The following is a 24,932-nucleotide window of genomic DNA, read 5'->3' as shown; positions in this document are numbered from 1 at the left end:
ACATCGACACCGTCGACCCCGCGGGGGACGACGGCGGCGCAGGGGGTGCGGGCGGGGCATCCGTCGGCAACCTGAAGCTTGGCCCCATCGGCTGGGCGCGCTGGTTCTGGCGCCAGCTGACGAGCATGCGCACCGCGCTGTTCCTGCTGCTGCTGCTCGCCCTCGCCGCGGTGCCCGGCTCACTCGTGCCGCAGCACCTGAGCGACCCGAACGGCGTCACGCAGTACCAGCTCGACCACCCGACGCTGTACCCGATCCTCGACAAGCTGCAGCTGTTCGACACCTATTCCTCGGTGTGGTTCTCGGCCATCTACCTGCTGCTGTTCGTCTCGCTCGTCGGCTGCATCATCCCGCGCGTCAAGCACCACGTCGACGCGATGATGGCCAAGCCGCCGAAGACGCCGGTGCGGCTGAACCGCATGGCGGGCTTCCGCAGCACGACGGCGCCGGAGGGCACGGATGCCGCGGCCGCGGTCGCCGAGGCGCGGAAGATCCTCGCGGCACAGGGGTATCGCACCGCCCTCTTCGAGGGGCCGCGCGGCGAGAAGTCCGTCTCGGCCGAGCGCGGCTACCTGCGCGAGACGGGCAACCTCGTCTTCCACATCGCCCTGCTCGGCATCCTCATCGTCGTCGGCATCGGCAGCAGCTTCGGCTGGACAGCGCAGCGCATCGTGACGGTGGGGCAGACCTTCGTCGACACGAGCGTGAACCTCGACTCGTTCAATCCCGGGCGCTGGGTGACGGGCGAGAACCTGCCGCCGTACTCGGTCACGGTGAAGAAGCTGGCCGTCGAATACGAGTCGGCGAACAAGAACGCGCTCGGCCAGCCGCTCGACTACGACGCGAGCGTCACCGCCACGAAGAGCGACGGAACCAGCTACGACGCGCACATCAAGGTCAACCACCCGCTGCGCATCGACGGCACGAGTGTCTACCTGCTCGGCAACGGCTACTCGCCGGTGCTGACCTTCCGCAACGCGAAGGGCGAGGTCGTCGCGAGCGGGCCGACGCCGTTCCTCGCCGAAGACGCGAACATGACCTCGCAGGGCGTGATCAAGGTGACCGACGGGCTGAAGAAGCAGCTCGGCATCGCCGGCGTCTTCATGCCGACGGCGGGCCGCGCCGCGAACGGCCAGCTCGTGTCGAGCTACCCCGGGCTCAAGAATCCGCGCGTCTCGCTCACGGTGTACTCGGGGAACCTCGGCCTCGACAAGGGTGTTCCCCAGTCCGTCTACGAGCTCAACACCGACCACCTCACGCAGATCGCGGGGCCCGGGGTGAAGTCGTCGCCGGCGCTCGACCTCGGCGTCGGCGAGACGGCGAAGCTTCCCGGCGGCCTCGGCACGGTGACCTTCGACCGGGTCGAGCGGTATGCGTCGCTCGACATCCACCACGACCCCACGCAGGGCTGGGTGCTGGTGTTCGCGATCCTGATTCTGGGCGGGCTGCTCACGTCGCTGTTCGTGCCGCGGCGCCGCATGTGGGTGAAGGCGAAGCCGGATGCCGCAGGGCAGGTGACCCTCGAATACGCCGGCCTCGCCCGCGGTGAGGACCCGCGCCTCGACGAGGCGGTCGAGGCGCTGGCATCCGCCCACGCAGCCTCACTTCCCGATGCTCGTTCTGTAGGCGAACTCAACAACTCGAAGGCGTAGCGTAACGACGTGACCGAGACCCTCTCCACCATCTCCGAGATCGCGATCTACGTGGTCATGGGGCTGTATGTCGTCGCGACCGCCCTGTTCGCGCTTGACCTCGCCAAGCGCAGCTCGCAGGGCGCGGCCCCCACCGCGGTGCGCAGCGCCGTGGAGCGCCGGGCCGCGGAGCGCCAGGCCGCGGCGGCGGGCGGCTCTGCGGCGGCCGCGGGCTCGGTGGGGACGAGCGGCTCGGGCGGCTCTGCCACGGCGACGCTCGTGCGGCCGACCGCGTCGGCGAAGCCCGGCTCCACAGGCGTCCCCAGCAGCTCGAAGATGCTGCGCGCGGCCATGGCGGTCACGTGGGGCGCGTGGATCATCCACCTGCTCTCCGACGTCACGCGCGGCATCGCCGCCGGTCGCGTGCCGTGGGCCAACATGTGGGAGTTCTCGCTCACCGGCACGCTCGTGATCGTGGGGCTGTTCCTGTTCGCGAACCTGCGGTGGGACATCCGCTGGATCGGCACGTTCATCCTCGGTCTCGTGTGCGTGCTGCTGATGGTGGCGCAGGTGCGCTACTACGTGCCGGTCGTGCCGCTGCCGCCCGCCCTGCAGTCGTACTGGCTCGTGATCCACATCATGGTGGCGATCTTCGGCACCGGGTTCTTCGCTCTCGGCTTCGCGCTCGCCGCCGCGCAGCTGCTGCAGACCTGGCGTGAGCGCCGCGAGGCGCTGTCGCTGCCGCCCGTGCTGCCGTTCCTCAAGACGCTGCCGAACGCGCTGACGCTCGAGAACCTGAGCTACCGGGTGAACATCGTCGGCTTCATCTGCTGGACGTTCACGCTCATCGCCGGCGCCATCTGGGCCGAGAAGGCCTGGGGCCGGTACTGGGGCTGGGACACCAAAGAGGTGTGGACCTTCATCATCTGGGTGATCTACGCCGGGTACATCCACGCGCGCGCGACCCGCGGCTGGCGCGGTCAGCCCTCGGCGTGGCTCGCCATCGCGGGCTTCGTCGCGGTGATGTTCAACTTCGGCATCGTGAACGTGTTCTTCCACGGGCTGCACTCGTACTCGGGGCTCACGAACTAGGGGCGCTTCTCGGGGCGCTTCTCGACGCGCCTGCCAGCCGGCTCTTTCAGCCGGCCTTGCGCTGCGCCGGCTCGACGGAGTCGCCGAAGATCTCGGGCGTGAGGCCGTTGAGGAACACACCCGGCTCGACGCTCAGTGCCGTCGCAATACGCACGAGCAGCCGGATGTTGGGCAATGACCGCCCGCTCTCGTATGCGCGCACGTTCGACGAGTCGATGCTCGCTGCAACGGCGAGCTGATCCTGCGTGAACCCCGCGAGCGCCCTCTGCTCGGCGATGCGCTTGCCGATGTAGGCAGCGGCATCTGAGGCGACTCGGGGCACCTCTTTAGCCTCACGATGCCCCAACACTGGTGCCAGGGCGAATGTCACCGGGTACTTGTACCGTTAAGGCGTGCCCGAACGAGACTCCACCGCCCGCCTGGTGAAGTCGCGCCAGCGGGTGGCAGACCACGGCGAGGTCTTCACGCCCGGCTGGCTCGTCGACGACATGCTCGACCAGGTCAAGTCCGAGACCGAGCGCATCGACGCGCGCTTCCTCGAGCCGGCGTGCGGCTCGGGCAACTTCCTCGTGCCGGTGCTCGCGCGCAAGCTCGCGGCCGTCAAGGCGCGGCACGGGCGCAGCGACTTCGAGAAGAGGCACTACGCGCTGTTCGCGCTGATGTGCGTCTACGGCATCGAGCTGCTGCCCGACAACGTGGCCGAGTGCCGCGCGAACCTGCTCGAGGTCTTCACGAGCTTCCTCAGAGCCGGCTCCGACGACGTGTGGGCACGTGCGGCATCCGTCGTGCTCGCCGTCAACGTCGTGCAGGGCGACGCGCTGAAGATGACGGATGGCTCGGGCGAGCACATCATCTTCCCCGAGTGGGGCTACCTCGGCGGCGGCAAGTACCAGCGGCGCGACTTCCGCTTCGACAACCTGACGCAGCGCGCCTCCTTCCAGGGCACGCTCTTCGACGCTCTTGAAGAGCATGAGGTGTTCACGCCGGTGCGCAGCTACCCGCGCATGACCGTGCAAGAACTCGCATCGTCGCCGGTTGAGCCTGTCGAAACCCGGGCGGGCACGCAGTGACCGGCCAGGCGCCGCTCGCGCTCGCGGGCTACAACCCCGACGTTCTCACCTGCATCGCGAACCTGTCGAACGACGAGGTGTTCACGCCGCCCGAGCTCGCGAACCGCATGCTCGACACCCTCGAGCTCGCGTGGGCCGAGGCGAACGAGGGCGCCAGCATCTGGGCCGACCCGACCGTGACCTTCCTCGACCCCTTCACCAAGTCGGGCGTGTTCCTGCGCGAGATCGTGTCGCGGCTCACGGTCGGGCTCGCCGAGCGGATGCCTGATCTGCAGGAGCGCGTCGACCACATCCTCACCAAGCAGGTCTTCGGAATCGCGATCACGCAGCTGACCGCGCTACTCGCGCGGCGCTCGGTCTACTGCTCGAAGTTCGCCAACGGGCCGCACTCGATCGCGAGGTCGTTCGACACCGCAGACGGCAACATCTGGTTCGAGCGCACCGAGCACACGTGGATCGAGCGGAAGAGGGAGCGCCGTGTCGACCCTCTGACCGGCGAGGAAGCGCTTGTGCAGATCGTGGGAACCGGCAGGTGCGCGTTCTGCGATGCGAGCGAAGCCGAGTACGGCCGCGAGGACGATCTCGAGACCCATGCGTACGCGTTCATCCACACCGACGACATCAAGGCTCGAATCGGCGAGCTGTTCGGAGCCGACATGCAGTTCGACGTCATCATCGGGAACCCGCCGTACCAGCTGGGTTCGAACGGCGGCACCCGCGACGTTCCGATCTATCAGCACTTCGTCGAGCAGGCGATGGCTCTCGAGCCCCGCTTGCTGACGATGGTGATTCCCTCGCGATGGATGGCCGCCGGCCTTGGCCTGCGCGACTTCAGAGAATCGATGCTGCACGACAGGCGGCTGCGAGCGCTGACCGACTACCCCGTCGCAAAGGACGTGTTCACCGGGGTCGAGGTCAAGGGCGGTGTGTGCACATTCCTGTGGGATGCCGACTACGACGGCCTCTGCGAGGTGACGACCGTTCGCGGGAAGGAAGTGACGGGCCCGGTGGCCCGCGACCTCGGCGAGTACGACGTTTTCGTCCGAGATGCGCGGGCCGTCGACATCCTGCGGAAGGTGCTCTCGGCGAACGAGGTGTCGGTCAACACGATCCTCTCGGCGGACAAGGAGTTCGGCTGGACCTCGAACTTCGACGGCTTTCACGCTCGGCAGCAGCCAGGGGACGTGCCCCTGTACTACGTGCGGAAAGCCAAGCGCGATATCGGGTTCATCGCGCGCGCGGAGGTGTCGAAGAGCGCCGCGCTCATCGACACGTGGAAGGTGCTGGTGCCGAAGGCGGGGTCCGGCGGCGGGGCCGTCCCCGACTATGTTCTGGGCCGCCCGCAGATCGCGCCGTCGCCGTCGGTGTGCACGCAGTCGTTCTTGTTCTTCCACGTCGGCACCGAGAGCGAGGCGGTGAGCGTCGCGTCGTACTACGCGACGCGGTTCTTCCGGTTCCTCGTCTCGCTGCGCAAGATCACCCAGGACGCGACGAAGGCGACCTACCGGTGGGTCCCCCTTCAGAGCTGGGACCGCACGTGGACCGACGCTGAGCTGTATGCCAAGTACGGCCTCACCGCCGCAGAGGTCGCGTTCATCGAATCGCAGGTGACCGAAGTCTCGTGGGCCGGGGACTTCGATGTCTAAGCCCATCGGGGCGCTGCTTCCCGAGAAGCCCGAGTCGAAGCTGCGCATCTACGCATACGAGATCCACGACGACGCGCACGCCGGGCTGCTCAAAGTCGGGCAGACCACGCAGGACGTCAAGGTGCGCGTTGCCCAGCAGCTCAAGACCGCGGCGATCGAGAACTACACGATCGTGCTCGACGAGCCGGCCGTGCGCGACGACGGCAGCTTCTTCCGCGACCACGAGGTGCGTGCCCGGCTCAAGCAGAAGGGTTTCGAGAACCCCATGCTCGAGTGGATGCGCTGCAGCGTCGCCGATGTGCAGACCGCGATCACCGAACTGCGAAAAGGCCTGACGCTCAGCGGCACCCACCACGAGACGTTCCCGATGCGCGCCGAGCAGGAGCGCGCCGTCGAGGCGACCCTGCGCTACTTCGCATCGGTCAAGGCCGAAGACGACAACGCCGTCCCCGAGTTCCTCTGGAACGCCAAGATGCGCTTCGGCAAGACCTTCACCACCTACCAGCTCGCGAAGCGCATGAACGCCCGCCGCGTGCTGGTCGTCACCTTCAAGCCCGCCGTCGAAGACGCGTGGCGCACCGACCTCGAGTCGCATGCCGACTTCGACGGCTGGCAGTACCTGTCGCGCCAGAGCGAGGGGGACCCGGGGGATGCCGACCCCGAGCGACCCCTCGTCTACTTCGGCTCCTTCCAGGACCTGATGGGGAAGGACGCCGCCGGCAACTTCAAGCCGAAGCACAAGTGGCTCAGCGACGAGAAGTGGGATCTCGTCGTCTTCGACGAGTACCACTTCGGCGCCTGGCGCGACACCGCCAAGGAGCTCTTCGAGGGCGAGGACGACACCGCGCGCAAGCGCGAGACAGACGCCGAGTTCAATCCGGCTCTCGATACCTTCGCCGAAGAGATCGAAGAGCTGCACAACGACGAAGACGCCTTCGTGCCGATCTACGCCGGCGCGTACCTCTACCTCTCGGGCACGCCGTTCAAGGCGCTCGCCACCGGCCGATTCATCGAAGAGCAGATCTTCAACTGGACCTACACCGACGAGCAGCGCGCCAAGCTCGAATACGCGCAGAAATACCCCGGCGCGCGGAATCCGTATGCCTCTCTGCCCGAGATGCGGCTGATGACGTACCGGATGCCCGACGACATCCTCTCCGTCGCGAGCGGCGGCGAGCACGACGAGTTCGACCTGAACGCCTTCTTCGAGGCGAGGGGCGAGGGCGACGACGCCGAGTTCGTGCACAAGGACGAGGTGCAGAAGTGGCTGAACCTCATCCGCGGCGAGCACCGGCCGACCCAGCTCGATGCGCTCAAGACCGGCGAGCGGCCGCCGCTGCCGTACTCCGACACGCGCCTCTTGCCGTACCTGCAGCACTCGATCTGGATGCTTCCCCGCGTGAACTCGTGCACGGCGATGGCGAAGCTGCTCGCCGAGCCGCAGAACGTGTTCTGGCACGACTATGACGTCGTCAACGTCTCGGCGCCCGGTGTCGGCATCGGCCTCGATGCCCTGCCGCCGGTGCGGAAGGCGATCGGCAACGGCTTCGACACCAAGACGATCACGCTCACGGTCGGCAAGCTCACGACGGGTGTGACGGTCGCACAGTGGTCGTCGATCCTCATGCTGCGCAACCTCAAAGCGCCCGAGACCTACTTCCAGGCCGCCTTCCGCGTGCAGTCGCCGTGGTCGATCACGAATCCGAACGGCGACGACCCGAACGAAGAGGCCATCCTCAAGCCGGTCTGCTTCGTCTTCGACTTCGCCCCGACCAGGGCGCTACGCCAGATCAGCGAGTACGGCATCGGCCTCGCGCCCGGTGAGTCGAACCCCGAGAAGGCCGTCGCCGAGCTCGTGAACTTCCTGCCGGTGCTCGCCTACGACGGCGCGCACATGTCGCAGGTCGACGCGGGTGGCATCCTCGACATCGCCATGGCCGGCACCTCCGCCACCCTGCTCGCACGCAAATGGGAATCCGCGATCCTCGTCAACGTCGACAACGTGACGCTGAAGAAGATCATGGCGAGCGAGGCCGCGATGAACGCCGTCATGAACATCGAGGGATTCCGCGCCCTGGGCTCGTCGGTGTTCGAGACGGTCGTCAACAAGTCCGAGAAGCTCAAGGAGACGAAGAAGAAGCTCGAGGGCAAGGACGTCGACAGGGCGACGAAGGCCGAGCTGACCGCGGAGGAGAAGGAGTACACGTCCAAGCGGAAGCAGATCCAGGAGAAGCTGATCAAGTTCGCGACCCGGATTCCCGCGTTCATGTACCTGACCGACTTCCGCGAGAACACCCTGCAGGACGTCATCACGAAGCTCGAGCCCGAGCTCTTCAAAGCCGTCACCGGCCTCACCGTCGAGGACTTCAACCTGCTGGTCGGCCTCGGTGTCTTCAACGCGGCGCACATGAACCAGGCGGTGTTCGCGTTCCGGCGCTACGAGGATGCCTCGCTCTCGTACACGGGCATCGAGTCGCACCGGGGGCTGCGCCGCTACGGCCTCTACGACACGGTCGTCGCTGTCGAGTAGCCGAACTGCGCCGTCAGGCGAGCGGCCCCTCGCCCTCGGCGCGCTCCTGAAAGGCGGTCACGGCCCCGCCGTTGTCGCGCGCCCAGTCGTTGAGGACCTCGATGGGCCCGATGAGCGTCTCGCCGAGCTCGGTGAGGCGGTACTCGATGCGGCGCGAAGCGCCGGCGCGGCGCTCGACGAGGCCGTAGTCGGCCAACCGGCGCAGCGTGTGCGCGAGCATCTTCCTCGAGATGCCGCCGACGACATCCACGAGTTCGCCGTGGCGTCGCGGCCCCTGCCTGAGCGCGAAGATCACGAGCGCCGCCCACTTCTCAGAGAGGATCTCGACCGTGAGGCGGGTCGGGCAGTCGGAGAGGACCCCGGGCCCCGCCAGATTCTGCATGGTTCCACGGTACCCGCAGGTAACACGCGGCTTCCTAGCGTGAATAGCGGCCAGAAGCGAACGGATGCCTGAGGAGTAGTAGCCATGCCACGAGTTGTCGTCTTCGACGAGTTCGGCGGACCCGAGGTCCTGCACATCGTCGACGAACCTGTCGTCGAGCCCGCCGCCGGCGAGGTGCGGGTGCGCGTCGAGGCGTCGGCGGTGAACCCGCTCGACTCGATGATTCGCGCGGGCACGTCGCCGGCGCCCGTGCCGCTGCCGCACGCGCGTCTCGGCGTCGAGGCGACCGGAGTGATCGACGCGGTCGGCGACGGAGTCACCGCGGTGCGCGCGGGCGACCCGGTCATCATCACCGCGATCCCGGATTCTTGGGTGAGAGGCAGCCACGCGGACTACACGACGGTCCCGGCCAGCACGGTTGTTCCGCGGCCGGCCGGGCTCGACGTCGCCGAGGCGGCGGCCAGCTGGGTCGGGTTCTCGACGGCGTACGGCGCGCTCGTCGAGGAGGGTCGGCTGAGGCGGGGGCAGCGCGTTCTGATCTCGGGGGCCTCGGGCGCCGTGGGGCGCGCGGCGATCCAGATCGCGGGCGAGCTCGGTGCGGTGCCGATCGCGATCACGCGCCGGTCCGCCAAGGCTGGCGAGTTGCGCGCGGCCGGCGCGGCGGAGGTCATCGCCACCGACCGCGACGAGGTCGCCGACGCGGTGCGCCGCCTCACCGACGGCGCCGGCGTCGACCTCGTGCTCGATCTGGTCAGGGGTCCTGGTCAGGGTGAGCTCGTCGCGGCGACGCGGCCGGGCGGGAAGGTGGTCGCGGCCGGCTTCCTCGACCCGCGCCCCGCGCCGGATTCCGCCGACGGCTCGGTCGAGGTCGTGGACTACTACGGCTTCGGGCGCTTGAGCGACCCCGCGGTGGTGGCGCGGATGGCGGCATCCCTCAACGCCGGCGTGAGCCGCGGGAAGCTGCGGCCCGCCATCGACACCGTCGTTCCCCTCGACGACATCGTGGCGGCTCATCGCCGCTTCGAAGCGGGCGCGCACGGCGGCAGGAAGATCGTCGTCATGCACTGAGCCTGCGCGGGGCGGTCGCCCTGGCCGTCCTCGGGCCCGGCCGCCACCGACGACGCGGTGCCGGTCGAGACGGCGGCCGGCGGGCCGCCGTGTGCGGCGGCGGTGCGCGGCGGCCCCGGCGACATGAGATGGCCTTCAGCCCCGCGCGGCGGCCGTGCGGCGACACTAGACGCCGAAACACCGCGAGCGCAGCGGCACCTATTGTCGCCCGATCAGAGCCCGGCGCGCGGAAACGGCATCTACTGTCGCCGCGAGGGCAGCGTGAGCAGCGCGTGGCAGCGCTCGATGCGAGCGAGCCACCACGCGCGGCGCTCGGGCGAGGCGGCGTTCGCCTCGAGCAGAGCCTCGGTGGGCGCCACCCGACCGGTGCTGATCTGGCCGCGAGCGGGCAGCAGCGGGGCATCCGTCACGTCGCTCTCGAACAGCGCGGCGGTGCCGAGCCCGCAGTCGAACTCGAGCGCGGGCAGCGCGGCGGCGAGCGACGCGCCCATCGCGAGCCCGATCGACGTGTCGAGCGCGCTCGAGACGACGCACGGCAGCCCGGCCTCCGCGACGATGGCCAGCGCCGCGCGCACCCCGCCGAGCGGCTGCGCCTTGATCACGAGCACGTCGGCCGCGCCCGCCCGGGCGACGGCAAGCGGGTCGCTCGCCTTGCGCACGCTCTCGTCGGCGGCGATCAGGATGCCGAGTCGAGAGACGCGCCGGCGCAGCTCGGCGAGCTCGTCGACGGTCGCGACCGGCTGCTCGACGTACTCGAGGTCGAACCGCTCGAGGGCGCGGATCGCATGCTCGGCCTCGTCGACGTTCCACAGCGCGTTGGCGTCCACGCGGATGCGCCCCTCGGGGCCCAGCGCCTCGCGCACCGCAGCCACGCGAGCGACGTCGTCGGCGAGCGTCTGGCCGGGGTCGGCGACCTTCACCTTCGCGGTGCGGGCGCCGGGGAAGCGCGCGAGCACACCCGGCACCGCGTCGGCCGCGACGGCGGGGACCGTGGCGTTCACGGGGATCGACGAGCGCAGCAGCGCGGGCTGCGGCCCCCAGCCGTAGTCGTAGGCGGCGGCGAGCCAGGCGGATGCCTCGTCGTCGCCGTACTCCACGAAGGGGCTGAACTCGGTCCAGCCGTTCGGGCCCTCGAACACGGCGGCCTCTCGCACGGTGATGCCGCGGAACCGCGTCACCATCGGCAGGGCGACCACGCGCACACCGGCCAGCACCTCGCCGAGCTCAGGAAGAACGGGCGGAACGGCGGCCGACGCTGCACCCATCAGTTGATGCAGGTGGTCTTGTTGTAGTTCTTCGTCGACGCGCTCGGCGACGGCGCGGGCGCCTGCGACTTCGACGGCGAGCTCGACGAGCCCGAACCCGACGAGGTGCCGCCGCTCGAGGCATCCGACGCGCCCACCGGCATCTTGCCGTCGGTGCCGAGGATCACGGTGACGTGCTCGTAGTCGGAGGACTGCGCGACCGCAGCGCCGGGCAGATGGGCGAGCACCGCCTTGGCCTGCGACTCGTCGCCCTTCGGGAAGTAGACGGTCGTGGTCTGCTGCGAGGCGGGCGCGTCGGTCGGCTGGCCGGTCTGGAAGCCGAGCGACTTGTAGGTCGCGAGCGCCGTGCTCGAGCCGCCCGCGGTGCCTGCGCCGTTCAGCACGTCGACCGTGACGGATGAGGGGTCGGCCGCCTTCGCCTCTGACACGCGCTGGGCTGCGGTCTTGCCGCCCGTGACGCTCGCCATGAAGTCGGGCAGCGCGTCGTAGTCGATCATGACGACCGACTGGCCGTTGATGGTCGCATAGGGGTCGGGCAGCAGGGGGATCGTGGCCGAGCGGATGCCCCCGCTCTTCAGGCCCTTGAGCTGGGTGGCGAGCGACAGCAGGTTGAGCTGATCGTCCATCTCGAGCGACGAACTGACCGCGCCGACGACCTTGTTGAGCTTGACGGGGTTCAGCAGCGTGCCGGCCGAGAGCATCTGCTGCGCCTCCATCGACAGGAAGTACTGCTGGCGAGCGGCGCGATCGAGGTCGCCGTTGGGCAGGCCGTGGCGCTGTCGCACGAACTGCAGGGCCTGCCGCGCGTCCAGTTTCTGGACGCCCGCGGGGAAGTCCGCCCCGGAGTACGGGTCGTTCACCGCGTTGTTGAGGCATACCGTGACCGGCCCGAGCGAGTTCGCGATGTTGTAGAAGCTGAGCAGGCTCACCTTGACGTAGTGGTTCACCGTGAGCCCGGTGAGGTTCTGGATCGTCTTGATCAGCAGCTTGACGCCCGCCGCGTCCTTCTGGTCGGCGGTGCCCGACGCGTCGTTCATGCCGTAGACGTAGGCCGCGTTCAGCTTGCCCTTGCCGTGGCCCGGAATCGACACGTACGAGTCGCGCGGGAACGAGATCAGGGTCGCCGACGACCCGTTCGCAGGCACGTGCAGCAGGATCATCGTGTCGGTGTTCGCGCTGCCGCCGTCATCGGTCGTCGACAGCTCGGCGTACTGCTCGGGCGTCATGTTGGCGGGGCGCTGGTCGTTCCCGATCAGCAGGATGTTCTGCGCGGTGCCCGGCTTGTCGTCGCCCACGACGCCGCCGATGCGGTGGATGCCGCTCGAGAAGTGCCAATAGGTGAAGCCCACGTAGCCGAAGCCGGCGACCAGCAGCAGGGCGAGACCCCCGGCGATGAACGCCATGGTGCGGCGGAAGCGCTTTCTGCGCGCGTCGGACCACTGCCGGGGCTTGTGCTCCGGCTCGTACAGAGGCAGATCGTCGTATCGGGTCACCAGCAGACAACGTACAGACACCCCCTGTGCGCGCGGTCTGCACACGCCCCGAACGGCGTGAAAGTCAGCCTTAAGGTGGAGGACATGGCCGACGCGCGCAGGGTTTCCGAGATCTTCGACGAGACGCAGTGGGCGGTCGCGCCCGGCTTCGACGAGCTGACCGACGTCACCTATCACCTCTCGACGGGCGACGGCATCGCGGGCCGGGTCGCCCGCATCGCCTTCAACCGGCCGGAGGTGCGCAACGCGTTTCGGCCGCACACGGTCGACGAGCTCTACGAGGCGCTCGAAGACGCGCGCACCGATCCGCGCGTCGGCGTGGTGCTGCTCACGGGCAACGGCCCGAGCCCGAAGGACGGCGGCTGGGCGTTCTGCTCGGGCGGCGACCAGCGCATCCGCGGCCGCGACGGCTACAAGTACAGCGACGACGAGGCATCCGTCTCGCCGGCGGGCGCCGCGCGCGCGGGCCGCCTGCACATCCTCGAGGTGCAGCGCCTCATCCGCTTCATGCCGAAGGTCGTCATCGCCGTCGTCCCCGGGTGGGCGGCCGGCGGCGGCCACTCGCTGCACGCCGTCGCGGATCTCACGATCGCGAGCGCCGAGCACGGGCGATTCAAGCAGACGGATGCCGATGTCGGCAGCTTCGACGCCGGCTACGGCTCGGCCTACTACGCGCGCCAGATCGGGCAGAAGCTCGCCCGCGAGGTGTTCTTCCTCGCGCAGGAGTACTCCGCTCAGCGCGCCTACGAGATGGGCGCGGTCAATGCCGTGGTGCCGCACGCCGAGCTCGAGGCGACGGCACTCGAGTGGGCGCGCACCATCCTCGGCAAGTCGCCGACGGCGATCCGCATGCTGAAGTACGCCTTCAACGCGGTCGACGACGGGCTCGTCGGCCAGCAGCTCTTCGCCGGCGAGGCGACCCGCCTCGCGTACGGCACCGACGAGGCCGTCGAGGGCCGCGACGCCTTCCTCGAGAAGCGCGCGCCCGACTGGTCGCCCTTCCCGTGGCAGTTCTGATGGCACGCGCGATCGAGGGGTGCCGAGACGGGCTTTCGGCGCCGCATTTCCCCGTTTTCGCACGTCTCGCTGACCGCGCGAGCGAGCAGCGATGACGCGCGAACTGAAACGGATGCCGGACTCCGACGTTCCGGCGCTGGTGGCGGCTCTGCGCGCGGCGCTCGACGGCACGGGCCCCGCGATCCTCCCCTTCGACGCGACCCGCCCCTCGACCGCTTCACCCGATGGTCGAGTAGGTCGCTCTGCGACCGTATCGAGACCCTCTCCTGACGAGGCCGTCCCCGACGACGTGGCCCTCGTCATCGAGACCTCCGGCTCGACCGGCACCCCGAAGCGCGTCGGCCTCTCGGCATCCGCGCTGCTCGCGAGTGCGGCCGCGAGTGCCGATGCCGTCGGCGGCAAGGGGCAGTGGCTGCTCTGCCTGCCGGCGCACTACGTCGCGGGCACGAACGTCCTCGTGCGCTCGATCCACGCGGGCACCGAGCCGATCGTGATGCCCGGCGGGCACTTCGACGCGGCCGCCTTCGTTGCGGCATCCGCCCGGCTCAGCGCGCCCCAGCGCTACGCCTCGATCGTCCCGGTGCAGCTTGCGCGCCTCGTCGACGCCACGGAAGCAGACGCCGCTGCGGCCGAGGCGCTGCGCCGATTCGACGCCCTGCTGGTCGGCGGGCAGGCGCTGCGGCCGGAACTCCGGCGGCGCGCCGAGGCGCTCGGCATCCGCGTCGTGCGCACGTACGGCTCCAGCGAGACGAGCGGCGGCTGCGTCTACGACGGCACGCCCATCGGCGCCACCCGCGCGCGCGTGGGCGCGGGCGGCGTGCTCGAGCTCGCCGGCCCGACGCTCGCCGAGGGGTATCTCGGCGACCCCGAGCGCACCGCCTCGACGTTCGCGGCCGACGCCGACGGCACGCGCTGGTACCGCACCGGCGACCTCGGCGAGGTCGCAGACGACGGCACGGTCACCGTGCTCGGCCGCGCCGACAACGTCATCATCTCGGGCGGCGAGAAGGTGCTGCTCGATGCGGTCGAACGACATGTGAAGTCGCTTCCCGGGCTTGCGGACGCCGTTGTCGTGGCCGCAGACGATGCCCAGTGGGGCCAGGTGCCGGTCGTCGTCACCGCCCACGGCGCCGGCGTGGAGCTCGCCGGCATCCGCGCCTCGACGGCGACCGCGCTGGGGCGCGCCGCTGCGCCCGCGCGGGTCGTGGCGGTGGCGGAGATTCCGCACCTGCCGTCGGGCAAGCCCGATCGTTTAGCACTCGCACAGCTTGTCGCGAAGGGCGCCTGACCGCCACCGATAAACTTCGCCCGAGATGTCAAAGAAGGCCAAGAAGAACACGCGCCGCCCCGGCGGCAACCCGGCCAAGGCGACGCCGGCGACGATCGGCGACTGGATCGGCGGCGCCCGGCTGCGCACGCTGCCCCTCGCGATCGCCCCGGTCCTGATCGGAACCGGAGCCGCCCGCACCGTCAGCGACCCGGGGGAGTGGCACTGGGTGCGCGCGCTCGCCGCCCTCGCCGTGGCGCTGCTGCTGCAGATCGGCGTCAACTACTCGAACGACTACTCCGACGGGGTGCGCGGCACCGACGAGTACCGGGTCGGCCCGGCGCGGCTGACCGGGGCGGGCAAGGCCAAGCCGCGCACCGTGCTCATCGTCGCGCTCAGCTTCTTCGCCGCCGCCGCGATCGTCGGCGTCGTCACGGTCATCGACACGCAGCTGTGGTGGCTGCTGATCGTCGGGGCGGCGGCCGTGGTCGCCGCGTGGTTCTACACGGGCGGCAAGCGACCCTACGGCTACTACGGCCTCGGCGAGGTGTTCGTCTTCCTCTTCTTCGGCGTCGCCGCGACCGCGGGCACGCAATACGTGCAGGTCAAGACCGTGAGCGAGGAGGGCTGGCTCGGCTCGGTCGTCGCGGGCCTGCTCGCATGCGCCGTGCTGATGGTGAACAACCTGCGCGACATCGAGTCCGACAGGCTGGCGCGCAAGCGCACGCTCGCCGTGCTGGTCGGCCGCCGCTGGGCGAAGGTGCTCTACGGCGTCTTCCTCTTCCTGCCGTTCGTGGTGCTCGCCCTGTTCGCTCTCGTCTACCCGATCGCGTGGCTCGGCATGCTGGTGCTGCTGCTCGCGCTGCCCGCTGCGCTCATCGCGTTCACCGGGCGCACCGGCCGCGAGCTGGTGCTGTCGCTGCAGCTCACGAGCTTCACGGCGCTCGCGTACGCCGCGGTGCTCTTCGTCGCGCTGGCGTTCTGAGCTTCGCTCCCGCCCGCAACTCGTTCCCGTTCCGGACGTGCGCGGCCGGGGCCGCGGGCGCGAGCGTCCGGAACGGGAACTAGTTCGCGCCGGCGCCGGGCGTTTCCCGATGAGCGGATGCCTCGATCTCGGCATCCTCTGCGGCGTCGTCGCCCGTCGCGACGGGCTTCGCCCCACGCCGCTCGGCCAGCTCGAGCGCCATCGCCTCGCGCGGGCCGCGCAGGAAGATGTACGACAGCGAGAAGCCGATGATCACCGAGGCGACGGTCCACCACAGCCAGTACCGCGCCCCGAACGCGATCAGCAGGATCGCGAGCGGCACCACGATCAGCAGCAGTCGCAGGATCGTGTAGCGCAGCCAGGCCGGCATGCGTCGCTTCTCGGCACTCACGTGAGCAAGCCTAAAGTCACGGTTCTGTGTGTGCGCCCGATGCCCGGGCGCCCCGGCCGCGCGGCGGGCTTACCATGAGCACATGTTCCGCCTGTGGCTCGTCATCGGGTTCCTCGCCGCGGTGTTCTACATCTACTCGATCGTGAGCGTGTGCCTGGCCGACCGCCTCGACGTGCGCGGGGTGCCGAAGGCCGCCTGGGTCGCCGTCGTGGTGATCTTCCCGATCGTCGGGGCGGCCCTGTGGTTCGGCGTCGGCCGCGCCGCCGCGCGCGAGCCGCGCACGATCGCCCCTGACGACGACGCCGAGTTCCTGTCGAGCCTCGGCGAGCCGAAGAAGCCCGGCGACCGCGGATCCGGTTCCGACGGTTGAGTAGCTCGCTCTGCGACCGTATCGAAACCCCGCCCCGGCCCCAAGGAACCCGTGCCCCGAACGAACAACCCCGCCACCGACTTCTCCCTCGACCTTCTCACTGCGCTCCTGCGCCACGGCGTGCGCGACATCGTGGTCGCGCCCGGCTCGCGCTCGCAGGCGCTCGCGCTCGTCGCCGCCGAACTCGAGCGCGTGGGCGCGGCGCGCCTGCACGTGCGCATCGATGAGCGGGTCGGGGGATTCCTGGCCCTGGGCCTCGCGCTCGAATCGGGCACCCCGGCCGTCGTCGTGACGACCAGCGGCACCGCCGTCGCGAACCTGCACCCCGCGGTGATGGAAGCCCACGAGGCGCGCGTGCCGATGATCGTCGTGACCGCCGACCGGCCGAGCGAGCTGCGGGGCATCCGCTCGAATCAGACGACGACGCAGAGCGGGGTCTTCGCCGCCGCCGCGAGGTTCTCTCGCGATGTCGACGCGGGCTCCGGGGCGGATGCCGGCGAGGTCGCGGCCGCGCTGTGGGCGGCATCCGTGCACGGCCCGGCTCATCTCAACCTAGCGCTGCGCGACCCGCTGTCGGCGGCGGTGCCCGACCTCAGCGCCGTCGCGCTCTCGCTGCGCGCCGCGCGCGAGTCGGGTGGCGAACCGGGGTCGCCGCCGGTGACCGACCCGGCCGAGCCGAACGCGCCGGGTCGACCGGGCGCGGCCGCACGGAGACCGGGCCGCGAGCTGCTCACGTCAGGCCCGCGCACCGTGGTCATCGCGGGCGACAAGTCCGGCCCGGCCGCCGAGGAGCTCGCCCGCACCGCCGGCTGGCCGCTCATCGCCGAGGTGTCCAGCGGGTCCCGGTTCGGGCCGAACCTCGTCGTCGCCTACCGCGAGCTGCTGCGCCACCCCGATTTCGGCGGCGCCGTCGAACGCGCGATCGTCTTCGGCCACCCGACGCTCAGCCGCGAGATCCCGGCTCTGCTGATGCGCCCCGACGTCGAGGTCATCGTCGTCGACGACAGTGACGCCGCCGACTTCTACGACCCCGGGCACGCGGCGCGCCGCGTCGCAGCGGTCGAGCTCGCGGAATCCGTCGACCCCCGAGACCCCGAGACGCGCAGCTGGGCCGGCAGCTGGGTCTTCAGCAGTCGTCGGATCGTCGACGACGCCGCGCGGCACGCCGCCGGCGCAGACCAGGACGCGCCCGACCTCGACGGCGCGTCGTCCGACGACCCGGCCGCGCGCGCGGCGTTCGCCCGCTCCGAGCTCGCCGCCGTGCGCGCGCCCGTCACCCGCCGCATGCTCGCCGACGCGCTCTGGCGCTTCACCTGGCCGCACGACCGGCTGGTCGTCGGGGCATCGCGGCTGATCCGCGAGCTCGACGGCAGCGTTCCGGGGAAGAAGATCGCCGTGCACGCGAACCGCGGGCTCGGTGGCATCGACGGCACGGTGGCGACGGGCATCGGGGTCGCACTGGCGGCCCCGCCGCGTGGTGTGACCCGCGTGCTTCTCGGCGACCTCACCCTGCTGCACGACGCGGGTGCCCTGCTGCGCGCGCCGGGGGAGGCGCTGCCGCCGCTCCAGGTCGTCGTCGGCAACGACCGGGGCGGCACCATCTTCGCGGGGCTCGAGGTCGCGGCATCCGCCGCCCCGGCCGCGTTCGAGCGGGTGCAGCTCACGCCGCGCGATGTCGATCTCGAGGCGCTGGCCCGCGCCTACGGCTGGCAGTACCGCCGGGCGGCGACCCGCGGCGAGCTCGATCAGGCGCTCTCGGCCGTCGGCCCCGAGCCCACCCTGATCGAGGTGCCGCTCCCTCCGGTGGTCGAGTAGGTCGCTCTGCGACCGTATCGAGACCTTTTCCTGGGGAGGGGGTCTCGATACGCTCGCTGACGCTCGCTACTCGACCGGCGGGGGCGGGGCTACCCGAACGCCTCGACGATCGGGCGGAACTTCATCGTCGTCTCGGCGACCTCGAGCACGGGGTCGCTGTCGGCGACGATGCCGCCGCCGGCGTACGCGGTGAGGTCGCCGTCTGGGGCGATCTGGGCGCTGCGCAGCGCGACCGCCCATTCGCCCGAGCCGTCGGCGCCGATCCAGCCCGTCGGCCCGGCGTAGCGCCCGCGATCGAACGGCTCGAGCTCGCGGATCACCGCAAGCGCGGCCGCCCGCGGCGTGCCCGCGACGGCGGCGGTGGGGTGCAGCGCCGCGACCAGGTCGAGCGCCGAGCTGCCGTCGGCCAGTGTGCCGACCACATCGGTCGCGAGGTGCCACAGGTTCGGCAGCTTGAGGGTGAACGGCGCGCTCGACTCGAGGGCGCGGGTGTGCGGGCGCAGCGACTCGAGCACGCTGTCGACCGCGAAGGCGTGCTCGGCGCGGTCCTTGCTGCTCGCGCTGAGCGTGGTGGCCGCGCGCGCGTCGGTCTCGGCGTTGGCGCCGCGAGCGGCGGTGCCCGCGAGCACCTGGGCGTCGACGCGGCCCGCGGTGACGCGCACGAGCGTCTCGGGCGAGGCCCCGACGAAGCCGTCGACGGCGAAGGTCCAGCAGTCCGAATAGCCGAGCGCGAGCTCGACGAGCGCGCGGCGCACATCGGCGCCGGCCGGCAGGTGAGCGCGCAGCTCGCGTGAGAGCACGACCTTGCCGACCTCGCCCGCGGCGATGCGCGCGACGACGGATGCCACCGCCTCGCCGTACCCCGCGGCGGACAGCTGCCCCGGCGCCATGGTCAGGCGGAACTCGGGGCCGAACGCCGTCGGCTTCGGCAGCGCTGCGGCGGGTGCCGCCCCACCGTCGCGCGGCGCCTCGGCCGAGGCATCCGCCACGCTGACTCTCGTGAGCCATGAGCGGCCCGCGCGCCGCCCGATGACGACGCGAGGCACGATGAGAACGGATGCCTGCTCGGACTCGTCCGCGAAGGCGAACGACCCGAACGCCACGAGCCCGCTGCCCGGCAGTCGCACCGGGTCGGTCACGGTCGCGGCCGCGGCGAGGGTGCGCCAGGCGTCGGCGGCATCCGTCACCCGCGTCGGCCCCGTGAACTCGAGCCGCACCGCCTCGCCGACCCCCGCGATGCCGTCGCCGCGACGCAGCCACAGCAGCGGGTGGCGCGGGTCGAGGAACGGGATGAGCTGGCGGACGTCGTCGAGCGGGGTGGTCTCGACCGTCAACGCCTGCACGGCCGGGGAGGCGGCGGTTGGTGTCACGAACTCAGACTTTACGCTCGGGCTCCACATGTAAGCCGCCGATAAGCTGGGGGCGTGAACAAGGCCGACCTCACGAAGCGACCTCACGAGGTCGCCTCCATGTTCGACGAGGTCTCAACGCACTACGACCGCATGAACACGGTCCTCTCCGCCGGCAGCGACCACCTCTGGCGCATCGCGACGACCCGTGCGATCGACCCGAGGCCCGGCGAGCTCGTGCTCGACGTCGCCGCCGGCACCGGCACGAGCAGCGCCGCGATCGCCGCGCGCGGCGCGCACGTCGTCGCCGCCGACTTCTCCGCGGGCATGATCGAGGTCGGGCGGGCGCGGCAGGCGAGCAATCCGCGCGTCGAGTTCGTGCAGGCGGATGCCACCGAGCTGCCGTTCGGCGACGACGAGTTCGACGCCGTCACGATCTCGTTCGGCCTGCGCAACATCGTGCAGCCGAAGAAGGCGCTCGCCGAGTTCTTCCGCGTGACGAAGCCCGGTGGCCGGCTCGTCATCTGCGAGTTCTCGACGCCGCCGGCCGCTGCCGTGCGCGCGGCCTACTACGGCTATCTGCGGCTCGGCATGCCGCTCGTCGCGCGCCTCGCGTCGTCGAACGCCCCCGCCTACGAGTACCTGATGGACTCCATCCGCGCGTGGCCCAGCCAGCCCACCCTCGCCGGGTGGTTGCGCGAGGCCGGCTACGAGCGCGTGGCCTATCGCAACCTCACCGCCGGGATCGTCGCACTGCACCGTGGGTTCGTGCCCCTCGGCAAGCAGGGCCCGCTCGCGACCGCCGCCGACGCAGGGAAGACTTCGTGACGTCATCCGTTCTCACGAGCCAGTTCGGGCTCACCGAGAAGCTGACCGCCTCTCCCGCCGAGCGAGCGCTCGTCAAGAAGCTCGACGCGGGGCTCGAGCGGGTCGAGGCCGGGCTCAAGCACGAGCTGCGCTTCGCCGACCAGGTCGCCGACGTGACGGCGACCTACCTGCTCGGCGCCGGCGGCAAGCGCGTGCGCCCGGTGCTGACGCTGCTGGCCGCCGAGCTCGGCGGCGGCGCGAACGACGAGGTGATCACGGCGGCCCAGGTCGTCGAGATCACTCACCTGGCCTCGCTCTACCACGACGACGTCATGGACGACGCACCCCTGCGCCGCGGCGTTCCCACCGCTCAGCTCGTCTGGGGCAACTCGGTGGCGGTGCTCACCGGCGACCTGCTGTTCGCCCGCGCGAGCCAGCTGATCGCCGACCTCGGCGAGCGGGCGATCCGCCTGCAGGCCGACACCTTCGAGCGCCTGTGCATGGGCCAGCTGCACGAGACGCTCGGCCCGCAGCCCGGCGAGGATCCCGTGGCCCACTACCTCAAGGTGCTCGCCGACAAGACGGGTTCGCTGATCGCCGCGGCCGCGCAGTTCGGCGTGGCGTTCTCGGGCGCGCCCGCCGAGTACGAGCCGGCCGTGCTCGAGTTCGGCGAGAAGATCGGTGTCGCCTTCCAGCTCGTCGACGACGTCATCGACCTCTCGGCCACCGACACCGACACCGGCAAGCAGGCGGGCACCGACCTGCGCGCGGGTGTCGTGACGATGCCGCTGCTCAAGCTGCGCGCGAGCGCCGGGGCGGATGCCTCGGCAGCGGCGCTTCTCGCCTACCTCGAGTCCGACGTCATCGGCGCCCCCGAGGGCGTCGACGTGAGTGCGGGCATCGAGCGGCTGCGGGCCCACGCGGTCACGGCCGAGACCCTCGACGACGCGCGCGAGTGGGCGCGGCAGGCCGTCGCCGCGCTCGCCCCCTTGCCCGCCGGCGCGGTCAAGAAGGCGCTGACCCGGTTCGCCGACTCGGTCGTCGACCGCTCGAGTTGACCCGCGCGCGCACTTTTGCGTCCAGGGCCGACGTTCGCGCCCGGCATCCGGCACGCAAACGTCGGCGCGGGGCGCAAACCTGACCATCCAGAACCTAGGAGCATCTGCATGACCAAGCTGAGACTCGCCATCGTCGGTGCCGGCCCCGCCGGCATCTACGCGGCCGACATCCTGCTCAAGGCCGAGCGGAGCTTCGACGTGTCGATCGACCTGTTCGACCACCTGCCGGCGCCGTACGGGCTGGTGCGCTACGGCGTCGCGCCCGACCACCCCCGCATCAAGGGCATCATCACGGCTCTGCGCGACGTGCTCGACCGCGGCGACATCCGCATCTTCGGCAACGTGCGCTTCGGCACCGATCTCACCCTCGACGACCTCAAGCAGCACTACAACGCGGTGATCTTCGCCACGGGCGCCGTGCACGACGCCGAGCTGCGCATTCCGGGCATCGACGCCGAGGGCTCCTACGGCGCGGCCGACTTCGTCAGCTGGTACGACGGTCACCCCGACTACCCGCGCGAGTGGCCGCTCGACGCCCGCGAGGTCGCGGTCATCGGCAACGGCAACGTGGCGCTCGACGTGGCGCGCATTCTCGCCAAGCACGCCGACGACCTGCTGCCGACCGAGATCCCCGCGAACGTCTATGCCGGGCTCAAGGCATCCCCGGTCACCGACGTGCATGTCTTCGGGCGCCGCGGCCCGACCTCGGTCAAGTTCACGCCGCTCGAGCTGCGCGAGCTCGGCGAGCTGCGCGACGTCGACATGATCGTCTACGACGAGGACTTCGACTACGACGAGCACGCCCAGGCGTCCGTCGCCGGCAACAAGCAGATCATGGTGATCGACCGCGTGCTGCAGTCGTGGCGGGCGCGCGAGACGGGTGCGGCATCCCGCCGCCTGCACCTGCACTTCTATGCGAAGCCGACTGAAGTGGTGACGGATGCCTCAGGCCGGGTCTCCGCCCTCAGGTACGAGCGCACCCGGCCCGACGGTCAGGGCGGTGTCGTCGGAACCGGGGAGATCCGCGAGACGCCGGTGCAGGCGCTGTACCGCGCGGTCGGCTACTTCGGGTCGCCGCTGCCGGGCGTGCCGTTCGACGAGAAGCACGGTGTGATCCCGAACCACGAGGGCCAGGTCATCAACCCTGACAACAACGAGCAGGTCTACGGCGTCTACGCCACCGGCTGGATCAAGCGCGGGCCCGTCGGCCTCATCGGCCACACCAAGTCGGATGCCATGGAGACCGTCGAGCACCTCATCAACGACGTCGGCAACTGGTGGACCCCGGCCGCTCCGGCGGAGGAGGCGATCGTCGAGCTGCTCGAGTCGCGGGGCATCCGCTACACGAACCTCGACGGCTGGCACGCGCTCGACGAGCACGAGATCGCCCTCGGCGCGCCCGAGGGCCGCGCGCGCATCAAGGTCGTCGACCGCGACGAGATGGTGCGCGTCTCGCGCCGCGAGTAACCGCCGCGTCACACACCACCGATAGCGTGACGGTGTGACCGACAGCGCAGACCGGAACATCTTCGCCGACCTCGACCGCTATGTCGCGCAGCCGCGCGTGAGCGGTCTGGCCCTCAGCCCCGACGGCACGCGGCTGGTCACGGGGGTGCAGACCTTGAACCCCGACCGCACCGGCTATTCGACCGCCCTGTGGCAGGTCGACCCGAGCGGCGAGGCCCCCGCGCGCCGCCTCACGCGCAGCGCGAAGGGTGAGGCATCCGCGGTCTTCACGCCCGGTGGCGACCTGCTCTTCACGTCCGCGCGCCCCGACCCTGACACGAAGGGCGACGACGACCCGAAGCCCGCACTATGGCTGCTGCCCGCGGGCGGCGGCGAGGCGCGGGTGATCGCCACGGCGCCCGGCGGCATCGGCTCGCCACTGGTCGCCCGTGACGCCGACATCGTCTCGGTGGCCGCCGAGCTGCTGCCGAGCGCCGTCGACTTGAAGCACGACGGCGAGCTACGGAAGGCGCGCGACGAGGGCAAGGTCAGCGCGATCCTGCACACGGGCTACCCCGTGCGCTACTGGGACGAGGACCTGGGCCCGGCCGAGACCCGACGCTTCGCCGCCTCGCTCGCCGAGCTCTCCGACGCCCCGGCGACGCCGCTTCCCGCCGCCGAGGGCGACGACGCGCCCGAGCCTGCCGGCCGGCTCACCCTGCGCCAGCTCACCGGCGCCGGGCGCGGCCTGAACGACGGCGGTGAGCTCACGCCCGACGGCGCGACCCTCGTCGCGGTGCTCGATGTGCCTGCCCCGGGCGCCGCCCAGCGCTCGACCCTGATCGCGATCGACACCGCCACGGGCGAGCGCCGCGTGCTCGTCGACGACCCGGGCTACGACGTGTACGACTCGGCGATCTCACCCGACGGCCTCTGGGTGGCGTACACGAGCGAGACGCACTCGACGCCGCAGTCGGCGCCCGTGGTGCACCTGCAGCTTGTTCCCCTGGCGGGCGGCGAGCCCCGCGTCATCGCCGCCGACTGGGATCGCTGGCCCGGCGAGATCGTCTGGCTGCCGGACTCGAGCGCGCTGCTCGTCACAGCCGACGAGGACGGCCGCGCGCCCGTCTTCCTGATCTCCGGCGTGACGGAGGCCCCGGCCGAGGCGCGCGTGGAACGGGTGACCGCCGACGCCGCGGCGTTCCACAACCTGCAGCTCACGCGTGACGGCTCCGCGTTGTACGCGCTGCGCACGAGCTACGCGGCACCCGACGCCCCTGTGCGCCTCGATCTCGCGGCGTTCCTGGCGGGGGAGGCCGGCTCGAGGCATCCGATCGCCGCGCAGGAACTGCGCAGCCCGGTCGCCGCCCCTGAACTGCCCGGCACCCTCACCGAGATCGAGACGGTCGCCGCAGACGGCAGCCGGGTGCGCGCCTGGCTCGCGCTGCCGGAAGGCGCCTCGGCCGAGAAGCCGGCGCCGCTGCTGCTGTGGATCCACGGCGGCCCGCTGGGGTCATGGAACACGTGGTCGTGGCGGTGGAACCCGTGGCTGATGGTCGCAGAGGGCTACGCGGTGCTGCTGCCCGACCCTGCGCTCTCGACCGGGTACGGGCAGGAGTTCATCCAGCGCGGCTGGGGCGCATGGGGCCAGGCGCCGTTCACCGACCTGATGTCGATCACCGACACGGCGGTCGCCCGCAGCGACATCGACGAGACGCGCACGGCGGCGATGGGCGGCTCGTTCGGCGGCTACATGGCGAACTGGGTCGCGGGCCACACCGACCGCTTCCGGGCCATTGTGACGCACGCGAGCCTGTGGGCGCTCGATCAGTTCGGGCCGACGACAGATGCCGCCTGGTACTGGCAGCGTGAGCTGTCGCCTGAGGCGGCGCTCGCGAACAGCCCGCACCTGTCGGTCGAGAAGATCGTGACGCCGATGCTCGTCGTGCACGGCGACCGCGACTACCGCGTGCCGATCGGCGAGGGCCTGCGGCTCTGGTACGAGCTGCTCTCGAAGTCGGGGTCGCCCGCGGCCGACGACGGCTCGACCGACCACCGCTTCCTGTACTTCCCCGACGAGAACCACTGGGTGCTGTCGCCGCAGCACGCGAAGGTCTGGTACCAGGTCGTGCTCGCGTTCCTCGCGAAGCACGTGCTCGGTGAGGAACGGGAGCTGCCGGCGACGCTCGGGTGACGGGGCGGCGCTGCTGATCGGGCGCGGCGGTGCGGTCGCCCCTGCTCTGGGGGTCC

General features: G+C 70.8%; 21 protein-coding genes. 15 read left to right on the top strand and 6 right to left on the bottom strand.

The features are described from left to right. The first annotated feature begins 125 nt into the window (after positions 1–125). Positions 126–1,652: a cytochrome c biogenesis protein ResB gene (gene resB, locus ABD716_RS00550; RefSeq protein ID WP_344772691.1), complete on the top strand. Its 1,527-nt coding sequence runs from the start codon at positions 126–128 to the stop codon at positions 1,650–1,652. A gap of 9 nt (positions 1,653–1,661) precedes the next feature. Next, positions 1,662–2,723, top strand: a complete 1,062-nt coding sequence (gene ccsB, locus ABD716_RS00545) for a c-type cytochrome biogenesis protein CcsB (RefSeq protein WP_344772689.1) — start codon at positions 1,662–1,664, stop codon at positions 2,721–2,723. A gap of 46 nt (positions 2,724–2,769) precedes the next feature. Here ccsB and ABD716_RS00540 read toward each other — a convergent pair whose 3' ends face one another. Then, positions 2,770–3,045, bottom strand: a complete 276-nt coding sequence (locus ABD716_RS00540; protein ID WP_344772687.1) for a helix-turn-helix domain-containing protein — start codon at positions 3,043–3,045, stop codon at positions 2,770–2,772. 70 nt (positions 3,046–3,115) lie between these two features. On the opposite strand from ABD716_RS00540, the gene ABD716_RS00535 reads away from it, so the two are divergent. The 3 genes from ABD716_RS00535 to ABD716_RS00525 are packed head-to-tail and all read left to right on the top strand — an operon-like array spanning position 3,116 to position 7,969. After that, positions 3,116–3,793 carry a DNA methyltransferase family protein gene (locus ABD716_RS00535; RefSeq protein ID WP_344772685.1) on the top strand — a complete coding sequence of 226 codons (678 nt, stop codon included), beginning with the start codon at positions 3,116–3,118 and terminating at the stop codon, positions 3,791–3,793. Further along, entirely contained in the window at positions 3,790–5,439 is a 1,650-nt protein-coding gene (locus ABD716_RS00530) for an Eco57I restriction-modification methylase domain-containing protein (RefSeq protein ID WP_344772683.1), read from the top strand. The genes ABD716_RS00535 and ABD716_RS00530 overlap by 4 nt, the downstream gene beginning before the upstream one ends. Continuing rightward, on the top strand, positions 5,432–7,969 hold the full coding sequence (locus ABD716_RS00525; RefSeq protein ID WP_344772681.1) for a DEAD/DEAH box helicase family protein: 2,538 nt from the start codon (positions 5,432–5,434) through the stop codon (positions 7,967–7,969). Before ABD716_RS00530 ends, ABD716_RS00525 begins: the two co-directional genes overlap by 8 nt. A 13-nt stretch (positions 7,970–7,982) precedes the next feature. Here the strand turns inward: ABD716_RS00525 and ABD716_RS00520 are convergent, their stop codons facing one another. Then, positions 7,983–8,351, bottom strand: coding sequence for a winged helix-turn-helix transcriptional regulator (locus ABD716_RS00520; RefSeq protein ID WP_344772679.1), 369 nt, complete (start codon positions 8,349–8,351; stop codon positions 7,983–7,985). Positions 8,352–8,435: 84 nt separating this feature from the next. Here ABD716_RS00520 and ABD716_RS00515 point away from each other — a divergent pair, with 84 nt between their 5' ends. After that, the gene (locus ABD716_RS00515) at positions 8,436–9,419 is read left to right on the top strand and encodes a zinc-dependent alcohol dehydrogenase family protein (RefSeq protein WP_344772677.1); all 984 of its coding nucleotides are present in this window, start codon (positions 8,436–8,438) and stop codon (positions 9,417–9,419) included. Between the two features lie 239 nt (positions 9,420–9,658). On the opposite strand, the gene ABD716_RS00510 is transcribed toward ABD716_RS00515, so the two are convergent. Continuing rightward, positions 9,659–10,684: an o-succinylbenzoate synthase gene (locus tag ABD716_RS00510; RefSeq protein WP_344772675.1), complete on the bottom strand. Its 1,026-nt coding sequence runs from the start codon at positions 10,682–10,684 to the stop codon at positions 9,659–9,661. Then, on the bottom strand, positions 10,684–12,177 hold the full coding sequence (locus ABD716_RS00505; RefSeq protein WP_344772673.1) for an LCP family protein: 1,494 nt from the start codon (positions 12,175–12,177) through the stop codon (positions 10,684–10,686). The genes ABD716_RS00510 and ABD716_RS00505 overlap by 1 nt, the downstream gene beginning before the upstream one ends. Before the next feature lie 84 nt (positions 12,178–12,261). Here ABD716_RS00505 and ABD716_RS00500 point away from each other — a divergent pair, with 84 nt between their 5' ends. The 3 genes from ABD716_RS00500 (at position 12,262) to ABD716_RS00490 (ending at position 15,446) form a co-directional block, all read left to right on the top strand. Continuing rightward, the gene (locus ABD716_RS00500) at positions 12,262–13,194 is read left to right on the top strand and encodes a 1,4-dihydroxy-2-naphthoyl-CoA synthase (protein WP_344772671.1); all 933 of its coding nucleotides are present in this window, start codon (positions 12,262–12,264) and stop codon (positions 13,192–13,194) included. Between the two features lie 91 nt (positions 13,195–13,285). Further along, positions 13,286–14,482 (top strand): AMP-binding protein, encoded by a 1,197-nt coding sequence (locus ABD716_RS00495; protein WP_344772669.1) that lies wholly within the window; start codon positions 13,286–13,288, stop codon positions 14,480–14,482. A 25-nt stretch (positions 14,483–14,507) separates the two neighbouring features. Continuing rightward, positions 14,508–15,446, top strand: coding sequence for a 1,4-dihydroxy-2-naphthoate polyprenyltransferase (locus ABD716_RS00490; protein WP_344772667.1), 939 nt, complete (start codon positions 14,508–14,510; stop codon positions 15,444–15,446). 79 nt (positions 15,447–15,525) lie between these two features. Here ABD716_RS00490 and ABD716_RS00485 read toward each other — a convergent pair whose 3' ends face one another. Beyond that, a complete protein-coding gene (locus tag ABD716_RS00485; RefSeq protein ID WP_344772665.1) occupies positions 15,526–15,837 on the bottom strand; it encodes a DUF4229 domain-containing protein in 312 nt (103 codons plus the stop codon). Positions 15,838–15,919: 82 nt separating this feature from the next. Between ABD716_RS00485 and ABD716_RS00480 the strand changes: the two genes are divergently transcribed. Continuing rightward, the gene (locus ABD716_RS00480; protein WP_344772663.1) at positions 15,920–16,207 is read left to right on the top strand and encodes a PLD nuclease N-terminal domain-containing protein; all 288 of its coding nucleotides are present in this window, start codon (positions 15,920–15,922) and stop codon (positions 16,205–16,207) included. A gap of 51 nt (positions 16,208–16,258) precedes the next feature. Beyond that, positions 16,259–18,022 (top strand): 2-succinyl-5-enolpyruvyl-6-hydroxy-3-cyclohexene-1-carboxylic-acid synthase, encoded by a 1,764-nt coding sequence (gene menD / locus ABD716_RS00475; protein ID WP_344772661.1) that lies wholly within the window; start codon positions 16,259–16,261, stop codon positions 18,020–18,022. 89 nt (positions 18,023–18,111) lie between these two features. On the opposite strand, the gene ABD716_RS00470 is transcribed toward menD, so the two are convergent. After that, positions 18,112–19,392 (bottom strand): isochorismate synthase, encoded by a 1,281-nt coding sequence (locus tag ABD716_RS00470; protein WP_344772659.1) that lies wholly within the window; start codon positions 19,390–19,392, stop codon positions 18,112–18,114. 54 nt (positions 19,393–19,446) lie between these two features. Here ABD716_RS00470 and ABD716_RS00465 point away from each other — a divergent pair, with 54 nt between their 5' ends. The 4 genes from ABD716_RS00465 to ABD716_RS00450 all read left to right on the top strand — a co-directional run bounded on the left by ABD716_RS00465 (position 19,447) and on the right by ABD716_RS00450 (position 24,876). Then, a complete protein-coding gene (locus tag ABD716_RS00465) occupies positions 19,447–20,199 on the top strand; it encodes a class I SAM-dependent methyltransferase (protein WP_344772657.1) in 753 nt (250 codons plus the stop codon). Continuing rightward, positions 20,196–21,236, top strand: coding sequence for a polyprenyl synthetase family protein (locus ABD716_RS00460; protein WP_344772655.1), 1,041 nt, complete (start codon positions 20,196–20,198; stop codon positions 21,234–21,236). Before ABD716_RS00465 ends, ABD716_RS00460 begins: the two co-directional genes overlap by 4 nt. A 108-nt stretch (positions 21,237–21,344) precedes the next feature. Beyond that, positions 21,345–22,703 carry an FAD-dependent oxidoreductase gene (locus ABD716_RS00455; RefSeq protein ID WP_344772653.1) on the top strand — a complete coding sequence of 453 codons (1,359 nt, stop codon included), beginning with the start codon at positions 21,345–21,347 and terminating at the stop codon, positions 22,701–22,703. Positions 22,704–22,737: 34 nt separating this feature from the next. Then, positions 22,738–24,876: a S9 family peptidase gene (locus ABD716_RS00450; protein WP_344772651.1), complete on the top strand. Its 2,139-nt coding sequence runs from the start codon at positions 22,738–22,740 to the stop codon at positions 24,874–24,876. Positions 24,877–24,932: the final 56 nt, after the last annotated feature.

The sequence above is a fragment of the Gryllotalpicola kribbensis genome (genome assembly GCF_039538245.1).
GTDB classification, from domain to species: domain Bacteria; phylum Actinomycetota; class Actinomycetes; order Actinomycetales; family Microbacteriaceae; genus Gryllotalpicola; species Gryllotalpicola kribbensis.
This window is presented reverse-complemented; position numbering and strand designations above follow the sequence as displayed.

Excerpts from the sequence above, each read along its gene's own strand:
- resB (WP_344772691.1), top strand. The coding sequence starts at position 126 with ATGCGCACCGCGCTGTTCCTGCTGCTGCTGCTCGCCCTCGCCGCGGTG.
- ABD716_RS00525 (WP_344772681.1), top strand. The coding sequence starts at position 5,432 with ATGTCTAAGCCCATCGGGGCGCTGCTTCCCGAGAAGCCCGAGTCGAAG.
- ABD716_RS00520 (WP_344772679.1), bottom strand. The coding sequence starts at position 8,351 with ATGCAGAATCTGGCGGGGCCCGGGGTCCTCTCCGACTGCCCGACCCGC.
- ABD716_RS00515 (WP_344772677.1), top strand. The coding sequence starts at position 8,436 with ATGCCACGAGTTGTCGTCTTCGACGAGTTCGGCGGACCCGAGGTCCTG.
- ABD716_RS00510 (WP_344772675.1), bottom strand. The coding sequence starts at position 10,684 with ATGGGTGCAGCGTCGGCCGCCGTTCCGCCCGTTCTTCCTGAGCTCGGC.
- ABD716_RS00500 (WP_344772671.1), top strand. The coding sequence starts at position 12,262 with ATGGCCGACGCGCGCAGGGTTTCCGAGATCTTCGACGAGACGCAGTGG.
- ABD716_RS00495 (WP_344772669.1), top strand. The coding sequence starts at position 13,286 with ATGACGCGCGAACTGAAACGGATGCCGGACTCCGACGTTCCGGCGCTG.
- ABD716_RS00490 (WP_344772667.1), top strand. The coding sequence starts at position 14,508 with ATGTCAAAGAAGGCCAAGAAGAACACGCGCCGCCCCGGCGGCAACCCG.
- ABD716_RS00480 (WP_344772663.1), top strand. The coding sequence starts at position 15,920 with ATGTTCCGCCTGTGGCTCGTCATCGGGTTCCTCGCCGCGGTGTTCTAC.
- ABD716_RS00455 (WP_344772653.1), top strand. The coding sequence starts at position 21,345 with ATGACCAAGCTGAGACTCGCCATCGTCGGTGCCGGCCCCGCCGGCATC.